Source organism: Verrucosispora sp. WMMA2121 (genome assembly GCF_027460185.1).
Classification (GTDB): Bacteria; Actinomycetota; Actinomycetes; order Mycobacteriales; family Micromonosporaceae; genus Micromonospora; species Micromonospora palythoicola.
Window position 1 is genome coordinate 5,031,563 of record NZ_JAPZBH010000006.1, and the last position, 16,868, is coordinate 5,048,430.

At 70.9% G+C, this 16,868-nt stretch carries 15 protein-coding genes and 1 tRNA gene; 5 read left to right on the forward strand and 11 right to left on the reverse strand.

Going from position 1 to position 16,868, the window contains the following annotated elements:
• Positions 1 to 11: 11 nt before the first annotated feature.
• From O7605_RS31370 to O7605_RS31400, 7 genes are all read right to left on the reverse strand, one after another.
• Positions 12 to 722: an ABC transporter ATP-binding protein gene (locus tag O7605_RS31370; protein WP_269742563.1), complete on the reverse strand. Its 711-nt coding sequence runs from the start codon at positions 720 to 722 to the stop codon at positions 12 to 14.
• The gene (locus O7605_RS31375; protein WP_269742564.1) at positions 712 to 1,635 is read right to left on the reverse strand and encodes an ABC transporter ATP-binding protein; all 924 of its coding nucleotides are present in this window, start codon (positions 1,633 to 1,635) and stop codon (positions 712 to 714) included. Before O7605_RS31375 ends, O7605_RS31370 begins: the two co-directional genes overlap by 11 nt.
• Positions 1,625 to 2,797 (reverse strand): branched-chain amino acid ABC transporter permease, encoded by a 1,173-nt coding sequence (locus tag O7605_RS31380; RefSeq protein WP_269742565.1) that lies wholly within the window; start codon positions 2,795 to 2,797, stop codon positions 1,625 to 1,627. The genes O7605_RS31375 and O7605_RS31380 overlap by 11 nt, the downstream gene beginning before the upstream one ends.
• A complete protein-coding gene (locus tag O7605_RS31385; protein WP_269742566.1) occupies positions 2,794 to 3,768 on the reverse strand; it encodes a branched-chain amino acid ABC transporter permease in 975 nt (324 codons plus the stop codon). Before O7605_RS31385 ends, O7605_RS31380 begins: the two co-directional genes overlap by 4 nt.
• 67 nt (positions 3,769 to 3,835) lie before the next feature.
• On the reverse strand, positions 3,836 to 4,990 hold the full coding sequence (locus O7605_RS31390; protein ID WP_269742567.1) for a branched-chain amino acid ABC transporter substrate-binding protein: 1,155 nt from the start codon (positions 4,988 to 4,990) through the stop codon (positions 3,836 to 3,838).
• Between the two features lie 228 nt (positions 4,991 to 5,218).
• On the reverse strand, positions 5,219 to 6,433 hold the full coding sequence (locus O7605_RS31395; protein WP_269742568.1) for a hypothetical protein: 1,215 nt from the start codon (positions 6,431 to 6,433) through the stop codon (positions 5,219 to 5,221).
• A gap of 73 nt (positions 6,434 to 6,506) precedes the next feature.
• Positions 6,507 to 7,127 (reverse strand): ANTAR domain-containing response regulator, encoded by a 621-nt coding sequence (locus tag O7605_RS31400; protein WP_164448329.1) that lies wholly within the window; start codon positions 7,125 to 7,127, stop codon positions 6,507 to 6,509.
• An 81-nt stretch (positions 7,128 to 7,208) separates the two neighbouring features.
• Between O7605_RS31400 and O7605_RS31405 the strand changes: the two genes are divergently transcribed.
• Positions 7,209 to 7,291 (forward strand) — tRNA-Leu (locus O7605_RS31405).
• A 47-nt stretch (positions 7,292 to 7,338) separates the two neighbouring features.
• Entirely contained in the window at positions 7,339 to 8,073 is a 735-nt protein-coding gene (locus tag O7605_RS31410; protein WP_269742569.1) for a transcriptional regulator, read from the forward strand.
• A 33-nt stretch (positions 8,074 to 8,106) separates the two neighbouring features.
• Here the strand turns inward: O7605_RS31410 and O7605_RS31415 are convergent, their stop codons facing one another.
• Positions 8,107 to 9,282 carry a trans-sulfuration enzyme family protein gene (locus O7605_RS31415; protein WP_332317170.1) on the reverse strand — a complete coding sequence of 392 codons (1,176 nt, stop codon included), beginning with the start codon at positions 9,280 to 9,282 and terminating at the stop codon, positions 8,107 to 8,109.
• An 83-nt stretch (positions 9,283 to 9,365) separates the two neighbouring features.
• Here O7605_RS31415 and O7605_RS31420 point away from each other — a divergent pair, with 83 nt between their 5' ends.
• Together O7605_RS31420 and O7605_RS31425 are read left to right on the forward strand one after the other, a co-directional pair.
• Positions 9,366 to 9,845, forward strand: coding sequence for an Lrp/AsnC family transcriptional regulator (locus tag O7605_RS31420; protein WP_164448331.1), 480 nt, complete (start codon positions 9,366 to 9,368; stop codon positions 9,843 to 9,845).
• 56 nt (positions 9,846 to 9,901) lie between these two features.
• Positions 9,902 to 10,906 (forward strand): LLM class flavin-dependent oxidoreductase, encoded by a 1,005-nt coding sequence (locus O7605_RS31425; RefSeq protein ID WP_443083853.1) that lies wholly within the window; start codon positions 9,902 to 9,904, stop codon positions 10,904 to 10,906.
• Positions 10,907 to 11,178: 272 nt separating this feature from the next.
• On the opposite strand, the gene O7605_RS31430 is transcribed toward O7605_RS31425, so the two are convergent.
• Positions 11,179 to 13,458: a rhamnogalacturonan lyase family protein gene (locus O7605_RS31430; protein WP_269737409.1), complete on the reverse strand. Its 2,280-nt coding sequence runs from the start codon at positions 13,456 to 13,458 to the stop codon at positions 11,179 to 11,181.
• A gap of 244 nt (positions 13,459 to 13,702) precedes the next feature.
• Between O7605_RS31430 and O7605_RS31435 the strand changes: the two genes are divergently transcribed.
• A complete protein-coding gene (locus O7605_RS31435; RefSeq protein ID WP_269737410.1) occupies positions 13,703 to 15,151 on the forward strand; it encodes a pyridoxal-dependent decarboxylase in 1,449 nt (482 codons plus the stop codon).
• A 55-nt stretch (positions 15,152 to 15,206) separates the two neighbouring features.
• Here O7605_RS31435 and O7605_RS31440 read toward each other — a convergent pair whose 3' ends face one another.
• Positions 15,207 to 16,160: a sulfite exporter TauE/SafE family protein gene (locus O7605_RS31440; RefSeq protein WP_269737411.1), complete on the reverse strand. Its 954-nt coding sequence runs from the start codon at positions 16,158 to 16,160 to the stop codon at positions 15,207 to 15,209.
• Positions 16,161 to 16,302: 142 nt separating this feature from the next.
• Entirely contained in the window at positions 16,303 to 16,764 is a 462-nt protein-coding gene (locus O7605_RS31445; RefSeq protein ID WP_164448334.1) for an RrF2 family transcriptional regulator, read from the reverse strand.
• Positions 16,765 to 16,868: the final 104 nt, after the last annotated feature.

Here is a 16,868-nt window from a genome sequence, read left to right on the forward strand (position 1 = left end):
CGCGACGCGACTCAGGCCACGCCCAGGTACGCCTCCTTGACCGACGGGTCGTGCAGCAGATCCTGCCCGGTGCCCTCCTTGACGATCCGGCCGGTCTCCAGCACGTACCCCCGGTGGGCCCGGGAGAGCGCCTGCTGCGCGTTCTGCTCCACCAGCAGGATCGTGGTGCCCTGCTGGTTGATCTCCGTGATGATGTCGAAGATCTGCTGAATGATCATCGGAGCGAGGCCCATCGACGGCTCGTCCAGCAGCAGCAGCTTCGGCCGACTCATCAACGCCCGGCCCACCGCGAGCATCTGCTGCTCGCCGCCGGAGAGCGTGCCGCCGTGCTGGCGGCGGCGCTCGGCCAGCCGGGGGAACAGCGTGAACACCCGGTCCAGGTCGGCGGCGATCCCGGCGTGGTCCCGCCGGGTGTACGCCCCCATGTCCAGGTTGTCCAGCACCGTCATGCCCGGGAAGATGCCCCGCCCCTCGGGTGCCTGACAGATGCCCCGCCGGACCCGCAGGTCGGCCCGCAGGTTGGTGATGTCCTCACCGTTGAACCGGATCGAGCCCAGGGCCACCGGCCGGAGTCCGGAGATGGCCCGCATCGTGCTGGACTTTCCGGCACCGTTGGCGCCGATGAGCGCGACCACCTCGCCTTCATCGACGTGCAGGCTGATGCCGTGCAGCGCCTCGATCCGGCCGTAGCGCAGCGTCAGGTCGTTGATCTCAAGCAGCATCTGCGGGCTCCCCCAGGTAGGCCGCGATCACCTTCGGGTTGTCCCGCACCTCGGCGGGCGACCCCTCGGCGATCTTCTTGCCGAACTCCAGGACCACGATCCGGTCGGTGACCCCCATGACGAGCCGCATGTCGTGCTCGATGAGCAGGACCGTGAACCCGCGGTCCCGGATCTTGCGGATCAGGTCGAGCAGCTCCTCCTTCTCCGCCGGGTTGAACCCGGCGGCCGGCTCGTCCAGGCAGAGCAACTTCGGCTCGGTCGCCAGGGCTCGGGCGATCTCCAGCCGCCGCTGGTAGCCGTACGGGAGGTTGCGCGCCAGGTCGTTCGCCCGGTCGGCGATGCCCACGAACCGCAGCAGCTCCAGTGCCTTGCGCTCGCCGGCACGCTCCTCAAGGGTGTGCCGGGAGATGCCGAACACCCGCGCCGACGACCGGCGAACCTGCTGCCAGAACCGGACCAGCCCGTTGGTCGCGTCGACCACCGGCAACTCCTCCGGCTTGGGCTTGACGCGGTAGAGCCGGAACAGTGCCCCGATCACGCTCGTGTGGTGCCGAGAATCGGCGCCCACCAGCACGTTCTCCAGCGCGGTCATCTCCGGGAAGAGCCGGATGTTCTGGAACGTCCGGGCGATCCCCATCCGGTTGATCCGGTGCGGCTTGCGCCCGCTCACCTGCTCCCCGTCGAAGCGGACCTCGCCCGAGGTCGGCCGGTAGACACCCGTCATCGCGTTGAAACAGGTGGTCTTGCCGGCCCCGTTCGGACCGATCAACCCGATGATCTCACCCTTGTAGATCTGGAAACTCAGGTTGTCGAGCGCCACCACCCCACCGAACCGGAGGGTGACCTGGTCCACCTCGAGCAACACCTCGCGCGGGGTGGCGTCCTCGGGCGACGTCATCTGCTTAGGCAACATTGACGGCAGCCTCCTTCGCCCGGTCCTGCAACTCCCGCGTTCGCCGCCGGCTCGGCAGCAGACCCTGCGGGCGCAGCAGCATGATGAGCACCAGCGCCAGCCCGAAGGCCAACACCCGGTACTCCGAGAAGTCCCGGAACCGCTCCGGCAGATAGGCGAGCAGGAACGCACCGAGCGCCACGCCCGCCATGTTGCCGGACCCGCCGACCACCACCATCGCGACGAACAGGATGGAGAGCTGGACGTTGAAGGTCTCCGGCTGGATGAAGGTCGACCGGCTGGCGAAGAGCAGACCCGACAACCCGCCCAGGGCGGCGCCGATGGCGAACGCCCACAGCTTGAACTTGAACGGGTAGACACCCATGACCGCGGCGGCGTCCTCGTCCTCCCGGATGGCCAGCCACGACCGCCCGACCCGGCTGTGCTCCAGTCGGCGCACCAGCAGGACCATCAGCAGCACCACGGTGAGCGCCAACCAGTACCAGGGCTCGATCTTGAGCAGCCCGAAGACGGTGTTGTCGGCCGACGGCGGTCCCTCCGGACCCGGGATGCCCGCGACGCCCTGCGCCTGGCCGGCCCACCCCGAGTTCTTGGCCACGATCCGGATGATCTCGCCGAAGCCCAGCGTCACGATCGCCAGGTAGTCACCCCGCAACCGGAGCGTCGGCCAGCCCAGCAGCACGCCGGCGACCAGCGAGAAGGCCAGCGCGATCGGGATGCAGACCGCCCAGGCGACCGCCCACTCCTCGGACAGGCCGAACTGCCGCTGCATCGACTGCACCACCGGCGACTGGGTCGAACCGAACAGCGCGACGCTGTAGGCACCCACCGCGTAGAAGCCGACATAGCCGAGGTCGAGCAGACCGGCCAGGCCGATCACCACGTTGAGCCCGATCGCGACCAGCACGTACAGGGCGCACACGAAGAGCACCCCGGCCCAGTTCGAGCCGCCGGCGATGGAGTCGGTCCGGAACCAGTCGAGGCCGGGAATGATCAGGTTCGTCCCCGGGATGTCACCCAGGAACGGCAGGTAGTAGAGGAACGCGATCCCCGCGAGAACCCCCAGCCAACGCTGCCAGCGGGGCAACGCCCGCCAACGGTCGGCCATGCCGCCCAAAGCGTGTCGGCGCCGCTCGTTGAACTGTCGCAGTGCCTCTGTCATGCCCTCGCCTTTCCGAGAGACTCACCGAGCAGACCGGTCGGGCGGAAGATCAGCACCACCACGAGCACCACGAAGGCGGCCACGTCCTCCCAGGTCGACCGGGTCAACGTCGCGGCGTACACCTCGATCACACCGAGCAGCAGGCCACCGAGCAGGGCGCCCCGCAGATTGCCGATGCCACCGAGCACCGCGGCGGTGAACGCCTTGAGCCCGATCACGAAACCGATGTCGAACTTGGTGATCCCGTACCGCATGTTCCACAGCAGAGCGGCCGCGCCCGCCATCAGTCCACCCAGCACGAAGACCAGCATGATCACCCGGTCCTGGTGCACCCCCATCAGCGCCGCGGTGTCCGGATTCTGTGCCACCGCGCGCACCCCCCGGCCGTACCGGGTCCGGTTGATGAACTGGTCCAGCCCGTAGAGCATCACCAGGGCCGACACCACCATGATGATCTGCACGTTGGTGATGTTGGCGCCGGCCACCGACAGCACGGTCTCCTGCTTCAACAGCGCCGGGATGCCGATCACGAGCCGGTTCTCGCTGAAGCCGCGTCCCGAGAAGAACCCCGCCATCCACAGTGCGTAGATCTCCACCAGGACGAGCGAGACACCGATGGCGGTGATCAGGAAGATCAGCGGCGGCGCGTTCATCCGACGTAGTCGCCGGTACGCGACCCGCTCGACGGTCAACGCGGTGGCACCGGAGGCCGCCGCGCCGACGACCAGACCGATGAGCAGGTAGACGATCGCCATGCCGATCGAGGGCGTGCCGGTGATCCCGAGCAGCGACCAGGTACCGAGAATCGCGAACGTGCCGACCATGAAGATCTCGGAGTGCGCGAAGTTGATCAGGCGAAGCACACCGTAGACGAGGGTGTACCCCAGCGCGACGAGGGCGTAGATGGCCCCTTTGGACAACCCGTCCACCGTGTGCTGGGCCAGGTTGCCGAACAAGGCATCGAAATTCACGGGTTTCTCCCTTGGCACCGTCGCGCGGCCGGGGAAAAGACCCCGGCCGCGCAACGGTCATCCTGGCTCAGCTGAGCTTGATCTCCTGCTGGGCCGTGATCGCGCCATCCTTGATCTCGTAGGCCCAGATCACCACCCGGGACTTGTCCACGTCACCGGTCGGGTCGAACTTGAGGTACTTCGACACGCCCTCCTTGTCGTAGGCGTCCACCCACTCCAGCAGGTCCTTGCGCGTCGTCTTGCCCTCGGCCAGACCCTCGATCAGCACCTTCGCAGCGTCGAAGCCCTCGGCACCGTAGGAACCCGGAGGCGAGCCGTACTCCTTCTCGTAGTCGGCGGAGAAGGTGCCACCGGCCTTGTCCGGCGGCAGGCACGGGCAGGTCACGATCGCACCGTTGGCACCGGCACCGGCACCGGACGGGAAGGCCGGGTCGTACAGACCGTCGAAGCCGAGGAAGGTCGCCGTGATACCGGCCTCCCGCATCTGCTTCAGCAGCGGCGCGGCCTCGTTGGTGTAACCGCCGTAGGCGACCGCGTCCGGCGCGGCGGCCTTGATCTTCGAGATGGTGGCGGCGAAGTTGACCTGCTTCTCCTGCACCTGGTCGGTCCCGCCGGCCAGGTCACCGAGAGCCTTGGTCAGCTCGTTGGCGATACCGGCACCGTAGGTGGTGCCGTCGTTGATCACGAAGACCTTCTTGGCCTTCGCCACGTCCCGGAAGTACACGGCCGCGGCGGCACCCTGGGTCGCGTCGTTACCGACCACCCGGTGGAACGCCTTGTTGTCACCGGCGGTCAGCTCGATCGCCGTCGCCGACGGGCTCACCATGACCATGCCGGCGGCCTCGTAGACGTCCATCGTCGCCTTGGTCTCACCGGAGAACGCACCACCGATGACGCCCAGGAAGGACTCGTCACCGACGACCTGGTTCGCGACCGGCGTGGCCTGCGTGGGGTCACCCTGGGTGTCGAACTCCTGCAGGGTGACCTGGCAGTCCGCGTTCGCCTCGTTGTGCTGCTTCACGGCGAGCTTGGCGCCGTTGAGCGACGGGATCACCAGACCGGAGTTCGGGCCGCTGAAGGCACCGAAGATGGCGAGCTTGCCACCGCAGTTACCGTCGCCGCCAGCTTCGTTGCCCTCATCCGACGCCTGGCAGCCCGCCGCGGCAAACAGGGCTGCCGCCAGCCCGACGGCGCCCAGCGCCCGTACGTACTTACGCCTCACGGCTATTGACCTCCTCCAGATACAGGGGCCCGGCGCACCCGGGGCAGCGTCACCGGCCAGCTCGGCGGTCACCACCCAGGCGTGAATCCGCACACCTGCGTTACGGCTCGTGATGGCGGAGCGTACTGCGTCCGCAAACCGTCCCGGAAGACCCGCGAGCCACGCTTGCCAAACCGTTACGAACACAAGCGCCGATGCGACCGCCCCCGTAACAGCGCCGACCCACGCTCAGCCGGCCAACCCCGATAGCCCGAAGACCGCACCGGCCGCCCCGTCGTCCAGTACCAGCAGCAACCGGCCCGGCTCCCCGAACACCGCCACCGAGCTGACCGGCCCGGCCGGCACCTCCCTCGGCAGCGCCACCGGCCGCCACGAGGCACCCCGGTCCGCCGAACTCCACAGGGCATGACGTACACCGTCGTTGACCGCCGTCACCACCTGCCCGTCGAAGATCGACAACCCCCGCACGGCGGGCACGCCGGACGACGCCGCCGCACCGAACCCACCCGTCCGTGCCCAGCCGTCCGGCCCGGCCCGCCAGCCGCCGAACGCACGACCGCGCAGGCCGACGGCCACCGGCTCGCCATCGACCCGCACCACCCGCTGCAGCTCGTCGTACTCGTCGGTGCCCGGCACGGGCACCCGCTGCCAGCTCCGGCCGTCCGACGAACGCCACGCCAGCGGATCCCGGTCGATCCGGCCGGGGCCGATGATCCCGCCCACCGCCAACCAGCCGCCGTCCACCGGCGTCGCGTCGAACAACCAGGTGACCCCGTGCTCGTCGGTCGCCAGCCCCGGCGCACCCTCAAGGATCTCGAACTCCCCCGCCGCCTCGGAGAGCCAGACCGCCGCACCGCTGACCCGGTTTCCCACGATCATGAAACCCGACCCACCGGCGACCATCCGCGCCACGTTCACCGCCTGCGGGCCGCCGTAGAGCTCGAAACCGGCCCGAACCTCGACCAGCGCACCATCCGCACGCCGCACCCAACTGCTCACCCGCGGATTCGCGTGCGCGCCGCCGCTCTTCGCCCCGACCGCCGCGAACCGGCCATCGGTGCAGGCGACCGAGTACAGGACGTTCTGCCGGCCGTAGTAGGAGTCCGCCACGATCCGCACCGACTCCCAGGACACCCCGTCCGCGCTCGTCCAGGCCGCCGGCCGGGTCGCGTCACCGGGACCACCGACCGCACCGACGACATACCACCGCCCACCGCAGGCGGTCACGTCGCGGAGCATCAACCGGCCGGGTGCCCCCGGCGGAGCGGGCAACGTCAGCTCCCGCCAGTCGGGCCGCAGCGGTGGCGCCTCGTCAGGTCCGGGCGTACCGGACCGGCAGCCCATCACCAGCAGCAGGCAGAGCACGACGAGCGCAGCGGTACGCCGCACAGCGGGTGCGAAGGCGTGCGGCGGGACTGTGCCGTCGACCCGTCCTCCGCGCATGCCCGATGGTATCGGCGCCGCGGCCCGCCGGGAGTCCCCTGACCCCGGCCGAGATCAGACCGCCCGCTCGAACCTACTGGGCCGGCTCGGCCACCTCACCGCCGGCGGTCTCGGCGAGGATCCGCTCGGAGACCTCCTTCATGGTCATCCGGTGGTCCATCGCGGTGCGCTGGATCCACTTGAACGCCTGCGGCTCGCTCATGTTGTAGGTGGTCATCAGCGCGCCCTTGGCCCGCTCGACGGTCTTGCGGACCTCCAGCCGGTCGGTCAGCCCGGCCACCTCGGCCTCGAGCGCGGCGATCTCGGAGTAGCGGGACAGGGCGATCTCCACCGCCGGCACCAGGTCGCTCTTCTGGAAGGGCTTGACCAGGTACGCCATCGCACCGGCCGCCCGGGCCCGCTCCACCAGGTCACGCTGGCTGAACGCGGTCAGGATGATCACCGGAGCGATCCGCGCACCGGCGATCCGCTCGGCGGCCGCCAATCCATCCATGATCGGCATCTTGATGTCGAGAATCACCAGGTCGGGCTTGAGTTCCTCGGCCAACCGGATGGCGGCCTCGCCGTCACCGGCCTCGCCGACCACCTCGTAGCCCTCCTCGGCCAGCATCTCAGCCAGGTCCAGCCGGATCAGCGCCTCGTCCTCGGCGATCAGTACCCGCCTGCGCGCGGCATCCGTCTGCGTCTCGGCCACGAGCCACTCCCACCATCGTTTCCGGCACGGCTACCACCCATGCTCCCGCACGAGCGTAGTCGGGTACAGTAAGCCCCACCCGCCGGGATGGTGGAACGGCATACACGGAAGTCTCAAACACTTCTGCCCGAAAGGGCTTGCGGGTTCGAATCCCGCTCCCGGCACTCTTGTCATACACGCGTTCGATGATGGTGGCGTGCATCCTCCCGAGATGCGGAATCGTGTCCGCGCTCTACGTGCCCAAGGCCACACCATCCGCTCGGCGGCCCGCGCCCTCTCGCTCCCCTACACCACCGTCTGGCACTGGTGCGTCGACCGGCCGGATCCCGTCATGGTCGGAAGTTCGACCCGTTGCTTCCGCTGCCTCCCGGGTGAGGACGGTCCCTCCGATCCACGCGCCTACGCCTACCTCCTCGGCCTCTACCTGGGCGACGGCCACCTCGTCACCAGCGCCCGGGTCCCGGTCCTGCGCATCTACTGCGCCGACAGCTGGCCAAACTTGATCTCGCTCTGCGACAAGGCCATGCGCGCGGTGCTGGCAGCCTCCGTGCAACGCGTGCAGAAGCAGGGTTGCGTCGGCGTGCAGAGCTATGGCACGCACTGGCCCTGCCTGCTGCCCCAACACGGGCCCGGCAAGAAGCACGACCGGCGAATTGTTCTCACCGAATGGCAGGAGCGCATCGTCCGGGCGGTTCCCGGCGACTTTCTCCGGGGCCTGTTCCACTCCGACGGTTGCCGGATCGCCAACCGGGTCACCGTGCGCGCAAAGACGTACGTCTACCCGCGCTACATGTTCGTCAACGAGTCCACCGACATCATGCGGCTCTGCCAGTGGGGCCTGGACCTGCTCGGCGTCGCCTGGCGGATGAACCGGCCCAACAGCCTCTCGGTCGCCCGTCGGGAGGCGGTCGCCGCGCTGGACCGGCACGTCGGCCCGAAGTCGTGACCGGCCCGAGCACCACCGACCGTCGCACCCGGGTCAGATCGTGGCGAGCGCGTGCTCCAGGTCGGCGCGCAGGTCCTCCGGGTCTTCCAGGCCGACGGACAGGCGCAGCAGTCCGCCGTCGGGCTTGGCATCCGTCTCGACGGGGCGGTGGGTGAGCGACGCCGGGTGCTGGATGAGCGTGTCGACGCCGCCGAGGGAGACGGCGTGGGTGATGAGCAGGCAGGCGTCGGCGACCGCCGCGGCGGCGGGTTCGCCGCCGCGTACCTCGAAGGCGAGGAGGCTGCCCGGGCCGGACATCTGCCGGCCGACGAGCCCGGCCGGGTCGTCGGTGCCGGGGTGGTGGACCCGCGTGACCGCCGGGTGCGCGGCGAGCCAGAGGGCGAGTTTCTCCGCGCCGGCCTGCTGGGCGCGGACCCGCAGCGGCAGCGTCTGCAGGCCACGGTGCAGCAGGTACGCGCCGAGGGGGTGCAGGATCGCACCGGTGAGGGCGCGGATCTGACGCAGCCGGGTGGCCCACTCGGTGTCACAGGCGATCACTCCGGCGAGGACGTCGCCGTGGCCGCCGATGCTCTTGGTGGCGCTGTGCAGCACCAGTCGGGCGCCGTGCCGGGTGGGCTGTTGCAGCACCGGAGTGGCGACGGTGTTGTCGATCAGCAGGGGCACCGGGCCGGCGGCGTCGGCGAGGGCGGCGATGTCGATCAGGTCGAGGGTCGGGTTGGCCGGTGTTTCGGCGATCACCAGGGCGGTGTCGGGGCGGATGGTGTCGGCGACGGTGTCCGGGCGGGCCCAGGTGACCTCGGTGCCGAGCAGGCCGGTGGCGAGGACGTGGTCGGTGCCGCCGTAGAGGGGGCGCACGGCGACCAGGTGCCGTCGGCCGTCGCGGGTGGCGGCGAGCAGGGCGGCGGTGAGTGCGGCCATGCCGCTGGCGTACGCGACGGCTTCGGTGGTGCCTTCGAGTTCGGCGAGGGCGGTTTCGAAGCGGGCGACGGTCGGGTTCCACAGCCGTTGGTAGACGGCGCTGGTGTCGGCGGGGAGGGTGCCGCCGGTGGCGAGGGTCTCGTAGGCGTCGCCGCCGGCGTGCACCGAGGGCAGCGGGTTGGTGGTGGACAGGTCGATCGGCGGCACGTGGACGCCGAGGGCGGCGAGGTCGTCGCGGCCGGCGTGCACGGCTCGGGTGTCCACGGTCGTCATGTCGAGAGGATCGAACATCCCGCCCATCGGGGGCAATAGTTCCGAATATTATTCGCCATAATCGCTTCCGGATCCGGTGGCGTTCGGTGGAGGATGGCGGCATGCCCCCCGTATCGAACGATGTTCGGCCGTTCGCGGCGCTCGACGACACCGACCGCGCCATTCTGTCCGAGCTGGCCGGCGACGGCCGGTTGCCGAACAATGCCCTGGCCGAACGGGTGGGGGTGGCGCCGTCGACCTGCCTGGCGCGTACCCGGGCGTTGCGGGAGTGCGGGGCGATCCGGGGGTTCCACGCCGAGGTGCATCCGGCCGCGCTGGGGTTGCCGTTGCAGGCGCTGGTGTCGGTGCGGCTGACCGAGCACGCGCGGGCGGCGGTGGACGCGTTCCGGGCCCGCTCGGTGCGGCTGCCGGGGGTGGTGTCGGTGTTCCACGTGGCCGGCGCGGAGGATTACGTGCTGCACGTGCGGGCGGCCTCGGCGGAGGCGCTGCGCGACTTCGTGCTGGACCATCTGGCGGTGGATCCGGCGGTGCAGCACACCCAGACCAGCCTGATCTTCGAGCAGGCCCGCGGGTCGGGTTGATCACGTAGCCGACCGGTTCGGGAACAGATCCGGCGTAGGCCGGGTTGGGCAGCCGTGTGATCGACGTTCCGTTGTCTGTCCTGGACCTCGCCCCCGTCGCCGCCGGTGCCTCCGCCGGTGAGGCGTTGCGGCACACGACCGAGCTGGCGCGACGCGCCGACGAGTTGGGCTACCACCGGTTCTGGGTGGCCGAGCACCACAACATGCCGGCCATCGCCTCGTCGGCGCCGGCGGTGCTGATCGCGCACCTGGCCGCGCACACCACCGACATCCGGCTCGGCTCCGGTGGGGTGATGCTGCCCAACCACGCGCCGCTCGTGGTCGCCGAGCAGTTCGGCACCCTGGAGGCGCTGCATCCCGGCCGGATCGACCTGGGCATCGGCCGGGCGCCCGGCACCGACCAGGTGACCGCGTTGGCGCTGCGCCGGACCATGGAGGGCCTTTCGGCCGAGGGTTTTCCCCGGGAGCTGAACGATCTGATGGGCTACTTCGACGACACGGCGTCGGGGCGGATCACCGCGACTCCGGGGCGTGGGCAGCGGCCGGCGGTGTGGTTGTTGGGGTCCAGTGGGTTCAGCGCGCAGCTGGCCGGCGCGCTGGGCCTGCCGTTCTCCTTCGCGCACCACTTCAGCGCGCAGAACACGTTGCCCGCGTTGGCGCTGTACCGGCAGAGTTTCCGCCCGTCGCGGTGGCTGGAGCGGCCGTACGCGATGGTGGCGGTGAACGCGGTGTGCGCGGAGTCCGACGAGCGGGCCGAGTGGCTGGCCGGGCCGGCCGGGCTGTCGTTCCTGCGGTTGCGGTCGGGGCGACCGGAGCCCCTGGCGAGCCCGGACGAGGCGGCGGCGTACCCGTACACCGAGTTCGAGCGGGAGTTCCTGGCGCAGCGCCGGCAGGGTCAGGCGAGCGGTTCCCCGCAGACGGTCCGCCGGCAGTTGGGCGAGCTGCTGGAAAGCATCGGCGCGGACGAGCTGATGCTGACCACGATGGTGTACGACGTCGCCGACCGGGTGCGTTCGTTCGAGCTGATCGCGACCGAGGTTGCCGGCGGTCTGCGTCGCTGAGGCGGCGGCCGACGGTCGGCGGGCCCGGTGGCCGGGGCGGCGAGGTGGCCCAGGTCACAGCGTTCCCGGGGTTGTGAAACACGATCTTCACGGCAGCGTCACTCTCGCGACGCGGAGCCCGCCTAACGTTGTATCCGGTGGTGGTACGGCACTCCCCGGTCGGGACGGGTCGGGGGTGCCGCGGTGTGGGGCACCGGGCCGCAGTTGTGCGGATTCCGCGATTGCGGCCCGGTGCCTTCTCCCTTTCTTCTACCGCTTGTGCACCCCGGCGGTCAACGCAGGTAGATGTCGGGCGCGGGTGGCGTGCTCATGCCGTCGCCGAGGAAGAAGCTCGGGTGCGGGGGCTGGTTGTAGGCGGTGTTCTGCCAGGCGATGGCGACCCGGTACTGCAGGTCGTGCATCAGGGTGTGGAGCCGGAGGCTGGTCGGCGTCGGGGTGCTGTAGATGCGCAGGGCCCGACTGTCGGTGGTGCGCCACACCACCTCCTCCCGCCAGTCACCGAACAGGTCGGCCGAGAGCGCGGGAGTGGCCTTGGTGCCGTTGTTTGACGCGACGCCACTGCCGGTGAGCAGGCGGGTGTCGCCGCCGGTGCCGTACTTGTCGATGCGGGTGGCGTCGAGCAGTTCGCGGACCGGGTCGCCGTCCCACCAGACGAGGAAGTTCGTCGAGGACGGCTTGCGGCCGATGTTCTGGCCCCGGGTGTTGGCCAGGCCGCTCACCGCGGACGACCAGGATTCGGCACCGGGGCTGCCGGCCCAGATGTCGCCCGAGACGCCCCGGCCGTTGTCGCCGCCGGTGGGGGTGGACCAGAGGATCTGGCCGGTGCGGGCGTCGGCGAACCAGGAGCTGGGCTTGCTGCCGTCCTCGCTCACCTTGAAGTACTCCAGACCCGGGCGGGACGGGTCGAGGTCGCCGACGTGTCCGGCGTCGCCGTGGCCGTGGCCGGTGGACCACAGCAGCCGGCCGTTGTCGTCGATGGTGGCCGCACCGTAGACGATCTCCTGCCGGCCGTCGCCGTCGACGTCGGCGACGGAGAGGCTGTGGTTGCCCTGCCCGGCGGCGGCGCCGTTGCCGGCGGCGTTGGAGTCGAAGGTCCACCGTCTGGTGAGGGTGCCGTTGCGGAAGTCCCAGGCGGCGATGACCGCGCGGGTGTAGTAGCCACGGGCCATGATCAGCGACGGGCGTTGTCCGTCGAGGTAGGCGGTGCCGGCGAGGAACCGGTCGACCCGGTTGCCGTAGTTGTCGCCCCAGGAGGAGACGGTGCCGCGCGGCGGGTCGTAGTTGACGGTGGACAGGGCGGCACCGGTGCCGCCGTCGAACATGGTCAGGTACTCGGGGCCGGCGAGGACGTAGCCGGCGGAGTTGCGGTGGTCGGCGTTGGCGTTGCCGATCACCTGGCCGGTGCCGGAACGGGTGCCGTCGGCGGTCTTCATGGCCACCTCGGCACGGCCGTCACCGTCGTAGTCGTACACCTGGAACTGGGTGTAGTGGGCACCGGCCCGAATGTTGCGGCCCAGGTCGATGCGCCACAGCCGGTAGCCGGGCAGGGTGTACGCGTCGAGGTAGACGTTGCCGGTGTAGCCGGACTGCGAGTTGTCCTTGGCGTTGGACGGCTCCCACTTGACCACGAAGTCGTAGTCGCCGTCACCGTCGAGGTCGCCGACGCTGACGTCGTTCGCGGAGTAGGTGTACGCCTCGCCGCTGGGTGTGGTGCCGCCGGGCGGGACCTGCAACGGCACGTCGAGGTAGCCGGCGGGGAACTGCAGGGCGTGCACGGACTGGGTCTGTTCGACGCCGTCCACCAGGGCCCGCAAGATGTAGTTCGCTCCGGCCGGCGCGCCACTGTCCAGGTAGTTGGTCGCGCCGGTGATCGGGCTGGCGTTCACCCTGGTCGTGCCCCGGTAGAGGTTGAACGCGACGCCGCTGGTCTCGGTGCCCAGCAGCCGCCAGGAGACCAGGTTGGCCGACCCGGAGCGGACGCTGACCAGCCCCCGTTCCAGGTTCTCCGCCTGCATCGCCCCGGGCGGTGGGGTGGGCGGTGGGGTGGTCGGCGATGGAGTCGTCGTCGGCGCCACGGTGGGTGACGGGCGCGGCGGGCTGGGCGTTGGGGTGGTCGGCGTGGGGGTCGGTGCGGTGGCGCCGGTGCAGGTGGTGCCGTTCAGCGCGAAGCTGGTGGGGGCCGGGTTGCTGCCGGTCCACGAGCCGTTGAAACCGAAGTTGACGCTGCCGTCGGTGGCGATGGCGGCGTTGTAGTCGACGTTGCGGGCGCTGACCTGAGCGCCGGACTGGGTTGCGGTGGTGTTCCAGGCCTGGGTGACCTGTTGTCCGGCGGCCCAGGTCCAGGTCAGGGTCCAGCCGTCGACCGGGTCGCCGAGGTTGGTGACGGTGACGTCGGCGCCGAAGCCGCCGGTCCACTGGTTGGTGACGCGGTAGTCGACGCGGCATCCGGCGGCGGCGGCCGAGGCGGTCAGGGTGGTCAGCACGCCGGCGGCGGCGACCGCGGTGGCGGTGGCCGCGGCGAGCAGGGCCGCCCGGGGGGCGGTGCGAGGCATGGTTCCTCCGATGGAGGTCGGGACGCGCGACGTCCGGCGCTCCGTCGGCCGTGCCCGGGGCCGACGGGTGTTCGTCCACCGGCCGTGCCCGGGCCGGCGGCCGGGCCGCGCTAGCGGAAAGGGTCCATCTGATCGATGGTCATGAGTGCGTTCCCGCGCATCTGTGATGCTAGGGCAAGCGTTTTCTGCGCACAATCGATCCACCGCCTTGCTCTACCGCCGCTCCTTTTGATCCACTCGCCGGGTGGCTGCACACATGACGCCGGAGGAGTTCCGCCAGGCCGGGTACGCGGTGGTCGACTGGATCGCCGACTACTGGGCGACCCTGCCCCAGCGCCCGGTGACCTCCCAGGACCCGCCCGGCACGGTGGCCGCCGGGCTGCCGGCCGGACCACCGGTGCGGGGTGAGCCGGTCGAGGCGGTCCTCGCCGACCTGGACAAGCTGGTCGCACCCGGGCTCACCCACTGGCAGCACCCGGGCTTCTTCGGGTACTTCCCGGCCAACACCTCGGGCCCCAGCGTGCTCGGTGACCTGGTCAGTGCCGGGCTCGGCGTGCAGGGCATGCTCTGGGCCACCGGTCCGGCGTGCACCGAACTGGAGACGGTGCTGCTCGACTGGCTGGCCGACCTGCTGGACCTGCCGGCCCGGTTCCGCTCCGCCGGTCGCGGTGGCGGCGTCATCCAGGACTCCGCCTCCTCGGCCACCCTGGTGGCCACCCTGGTCGCGCTGCACCGGGCGGCCGGTGGCCGGTGGCGGCAGGCCGGCGTCGACCGTCGCTACCGGGTCTACGCCTCGACCGAGGCGCACTCGTCGGTGGAGAAGGCCGCCCGGATCGCGGGGCTGGGCGCCGACGGGGTACGCCTGATCGAGGTGGATCCGGCGACCCGGGCGATGTCGCCGGCGGCGCTGCGCGCCGCGATCGAGGCGGACCGGGCGGCCGGGGCGGTGCCCGCCCTGGTGGTGGCGACCGTCGGCACCACCTCCACCACGGCGGTGGACCCGCTGCCCGAGATCGGCCCGATCTGCGCCGAGCACGGTGTCTTCCTGCACGTCGACGCCGCGTACGCGGGCGCGGCGGCGGTCTGCCCGGAGTTGCGGTTCGGCCACGCGGGCCTGGAGTACGCCGACTCGTACTGTTTCGACCCGCACAAGTGGCTGCTCACCGGCTTCGACTGCGACGCGTTCTGGGTGGCCGACGCGGGCGAGCTGGTGGAGGCGTTGACCGTGCTGCCGGAGTACCTGCGCAACGCGGCCACCGAGTCCGGCGCGGTGATCGACTACCGGGACTGGCAGGTGCCGCTCGGTCGGCGGTTCCGGGCCTTGAAGCTGTGGTTCGTGCTGCGCTGGTACGGCGTCGAGGGTCTGCGCGAGCACATCCGTGGCGGCGTCGCGCTGGCCGCCGGGTTCGCCGACCGGGTCCGCGCCGACGAGCGGTTCGAACTGGTCGCCGACCATCCGTACGCGCTGGTCTGTTTCCGGCTGCGCGGCCCGGACGGGCCGAACGAACGGCTGCTGGCGGCGGTGAACGCCACCGGCCGGATCTACCTCACCCACACCCGCGTCGCCGGCCGACACACCCTACGCCTGGCCGTCGGCGCCCCCCAGACCACCCAGTCCCACGTAGACGAGGCCTGGCACCTCATCTCCCACACCGCGACAACCCTCTCCCCTCCCTTACCTCGTCGATCATGAGGTTGTTGTCCCCGCGCCCGGCGTGTCGGGACGACAACCTCATGGTCAACAGGGATCAGGGCCGGCGGTCGTGCCCGGCGCCGACCGGCTCGGCGGGGGCGGGGGTCTGTGCGGGGGTGTCGGTGGTGAGGGCCGCGGCGAGGGACCGCTCGCGGCGGGTCCGCCGCAGCACCCGGACCGCGAGCGTCAGGGCGGTGATCCATCCGGCGGCCAACACCAGGTAGACGATCACCGGCAGGGAACCGTCCACATCACCGGCGCGCATCAGGACCCGGGCGTTGGTCAGCACGATCACGCCACCGACGGCCGCGCCGAGCAGTTGGGCCGGCACGATGCGGACCAGCCAGGCCGCGACCGGCGCGGCGATCAGGCCACCGGCGAGCAGCGCGAGCACGATCGGCAGCAGGAAGCCCTCGGTGCCCAGACCGATCAGGAAGCCGAGGCTGGCGGCGGCGGCCACGACGAACTCGGAGGTGTCCACCGAGCCGATCACCTTGCGCGGCTCCAGCCGACCGCTGACCAGCAGCGCCGGGGTGGCCACCGGACCCCATCCACCACCGCCGGTGGCGTCGACGAAGCCGGCGACGAGGCCGAGCGGGCCGAGGAAACGCCCGCGTAGCCGTCCGGCGGCCGGGTTGCGGCGCAGCGGCCGGGAGAACCGGATGAGCAGGTACGCCCCGAGCGTGAACAGGATCGCGGCCATCCATGGTGCGGCCGACTCGGTGGACAGGGCGCTGAGGAAGGTGGCGCCGGCGAAGGCACCGAGCGCGCCGGGCACCGCGATGCGGCGCACCACCCGCCAGTCGACGTTGCCGAACCGCCAGTGCGCGGTGCCCGCGGCGAGCGTGGTGCCGATCTCGGCCAGGTGCACCGAGGCGGACGCCGCCGCCGGTGCGACGCCGACCAGCAGCAACAGCGTCGAGGAGGTCAGCCCGTACGCCATGCCGAGGGAACCGTCGACGAGTTGCGCGGCGAGCCCCACCAACGCGATGACGAGCAGCTTGCGCACGACGCCTCCCGGCTAAATTGGTATCTCCTATCGGCTTGGTCGACAATGCGGCATGCCGGGGCCTTCGGTCAACCCCGCGATCAGTCAGTGAGACGACAACGTCGCCCGACGCGTGGCGTCAGGGGTGCGCCGGTGCGTCCGGTCAGGTCCAGGCGGCGGGATCGGCGACCAGCTTGGTGACCGGCTCGGGCAGGGTGCCCCGCGCCACGTCGGCGACGGTGACCAGTTCGAGGATCTGCCGCTCGCTGGCCCGCAACGCGATCCAGACCTCCTGCAACGCCCGCGCCGCACCCTGGTAGCCGAGGTGCTCGGGGCGTTGACCCCGGATGTGGGCGAGCGGTCCGTCGATCACCCGGATCACCTCGGCGAGGCTGATCTCCTCGGCCGGCCGGGCCAGCCAGTAGCCGCCCTCCGGGCCGCGCTGGGCCTGCACCACGCCGGCCCGACGCAGTTGCAGCAGGATGCTCTCCAGGAACTTCGGCGGGATCTGCTGGGCCCGCGCGATCTGGTCGGCGGTGACCGGTCGCCCCCGGCCAGCCCCGGTCACCGAGGCCAGTTCGGCGACCGCTCGAAGGGCGTAGTCCACCCGGGCTGAGAGACGCATGTCGGACAGGTTAACGGTCGGGTATCCGGGCGCTGCCCGGCGGCCCGACACCGGACCTGACGCATCGCCCGGTCACGCCGGACGCCCACCGGTCGGCGGGACGG

Bases quoted from the DNA above. Each gene is read 5' to 3' on its own strand.
- O7605_RS31370 (WP_269742563.1), bottom strand. From the start codon at position 722: ATGCTGCTTGAGATCAACGACCTGACGCTGCGCTACGGCCGGATCGAG.
- O7605_RS31375 (WP_269742564.1), bottom strand. From the start codon at position 1,635: ATGTTGCCTAAGCAGATGACGTCGCCCGAGGACGCCACCCCGCGCGAG.
- O7605_RS31380 (WP_269742565.1), bottom strand. From the start codon at position 2,797: ATGACAGAGGCACTGCGACAGTTCAACGAGCGGCGCCGACACGCTTTG.
- O7605_RS31395 (WP_269742568.1), bottom strand. From the start codon at position 6,433: ATGCGCGGAGGACGGGTCGACGGCACAGTCCCGCCGCACGCCTTCGCA.
- O7605_RS31410 (WP_269742569.1), top strand. From the start codon at position 7,339: ATGCGGAATCGTGTCCGCGCTCTACGTGCCCAAGGCCACACCATCCGC.
- O7605_RS31415 (WP_332317170.1), bottom strand. From the start codon at position 9,282: ATGTTCGATCCTCTCGACATGACGACCGTGGACACCCGAGCCGTGCAC.
- O7605_RS31420 (WP_164448331.1), top strand. From the start codon at position 9,366: ATGCCCCCCGTATCGAACGATGTTCGGCCGTTCGCGGCGCTCGACGAC.
- O7605_RS31430 (WP_269737409.1), bottom strand. From the start codon at position 13,458: ATGCCTCGCACCGCCCCCCGGGCGGCCCTGCTCGCCGCGGCCACCGCC.
- O7605_RS31445 (WP_164448334.1), bottom strand. From the start codon at position 16,764: ATGCGTCTCTCAGCCCGGGTGGACTACGCCCTTCGAGCGGTCGCCGAA.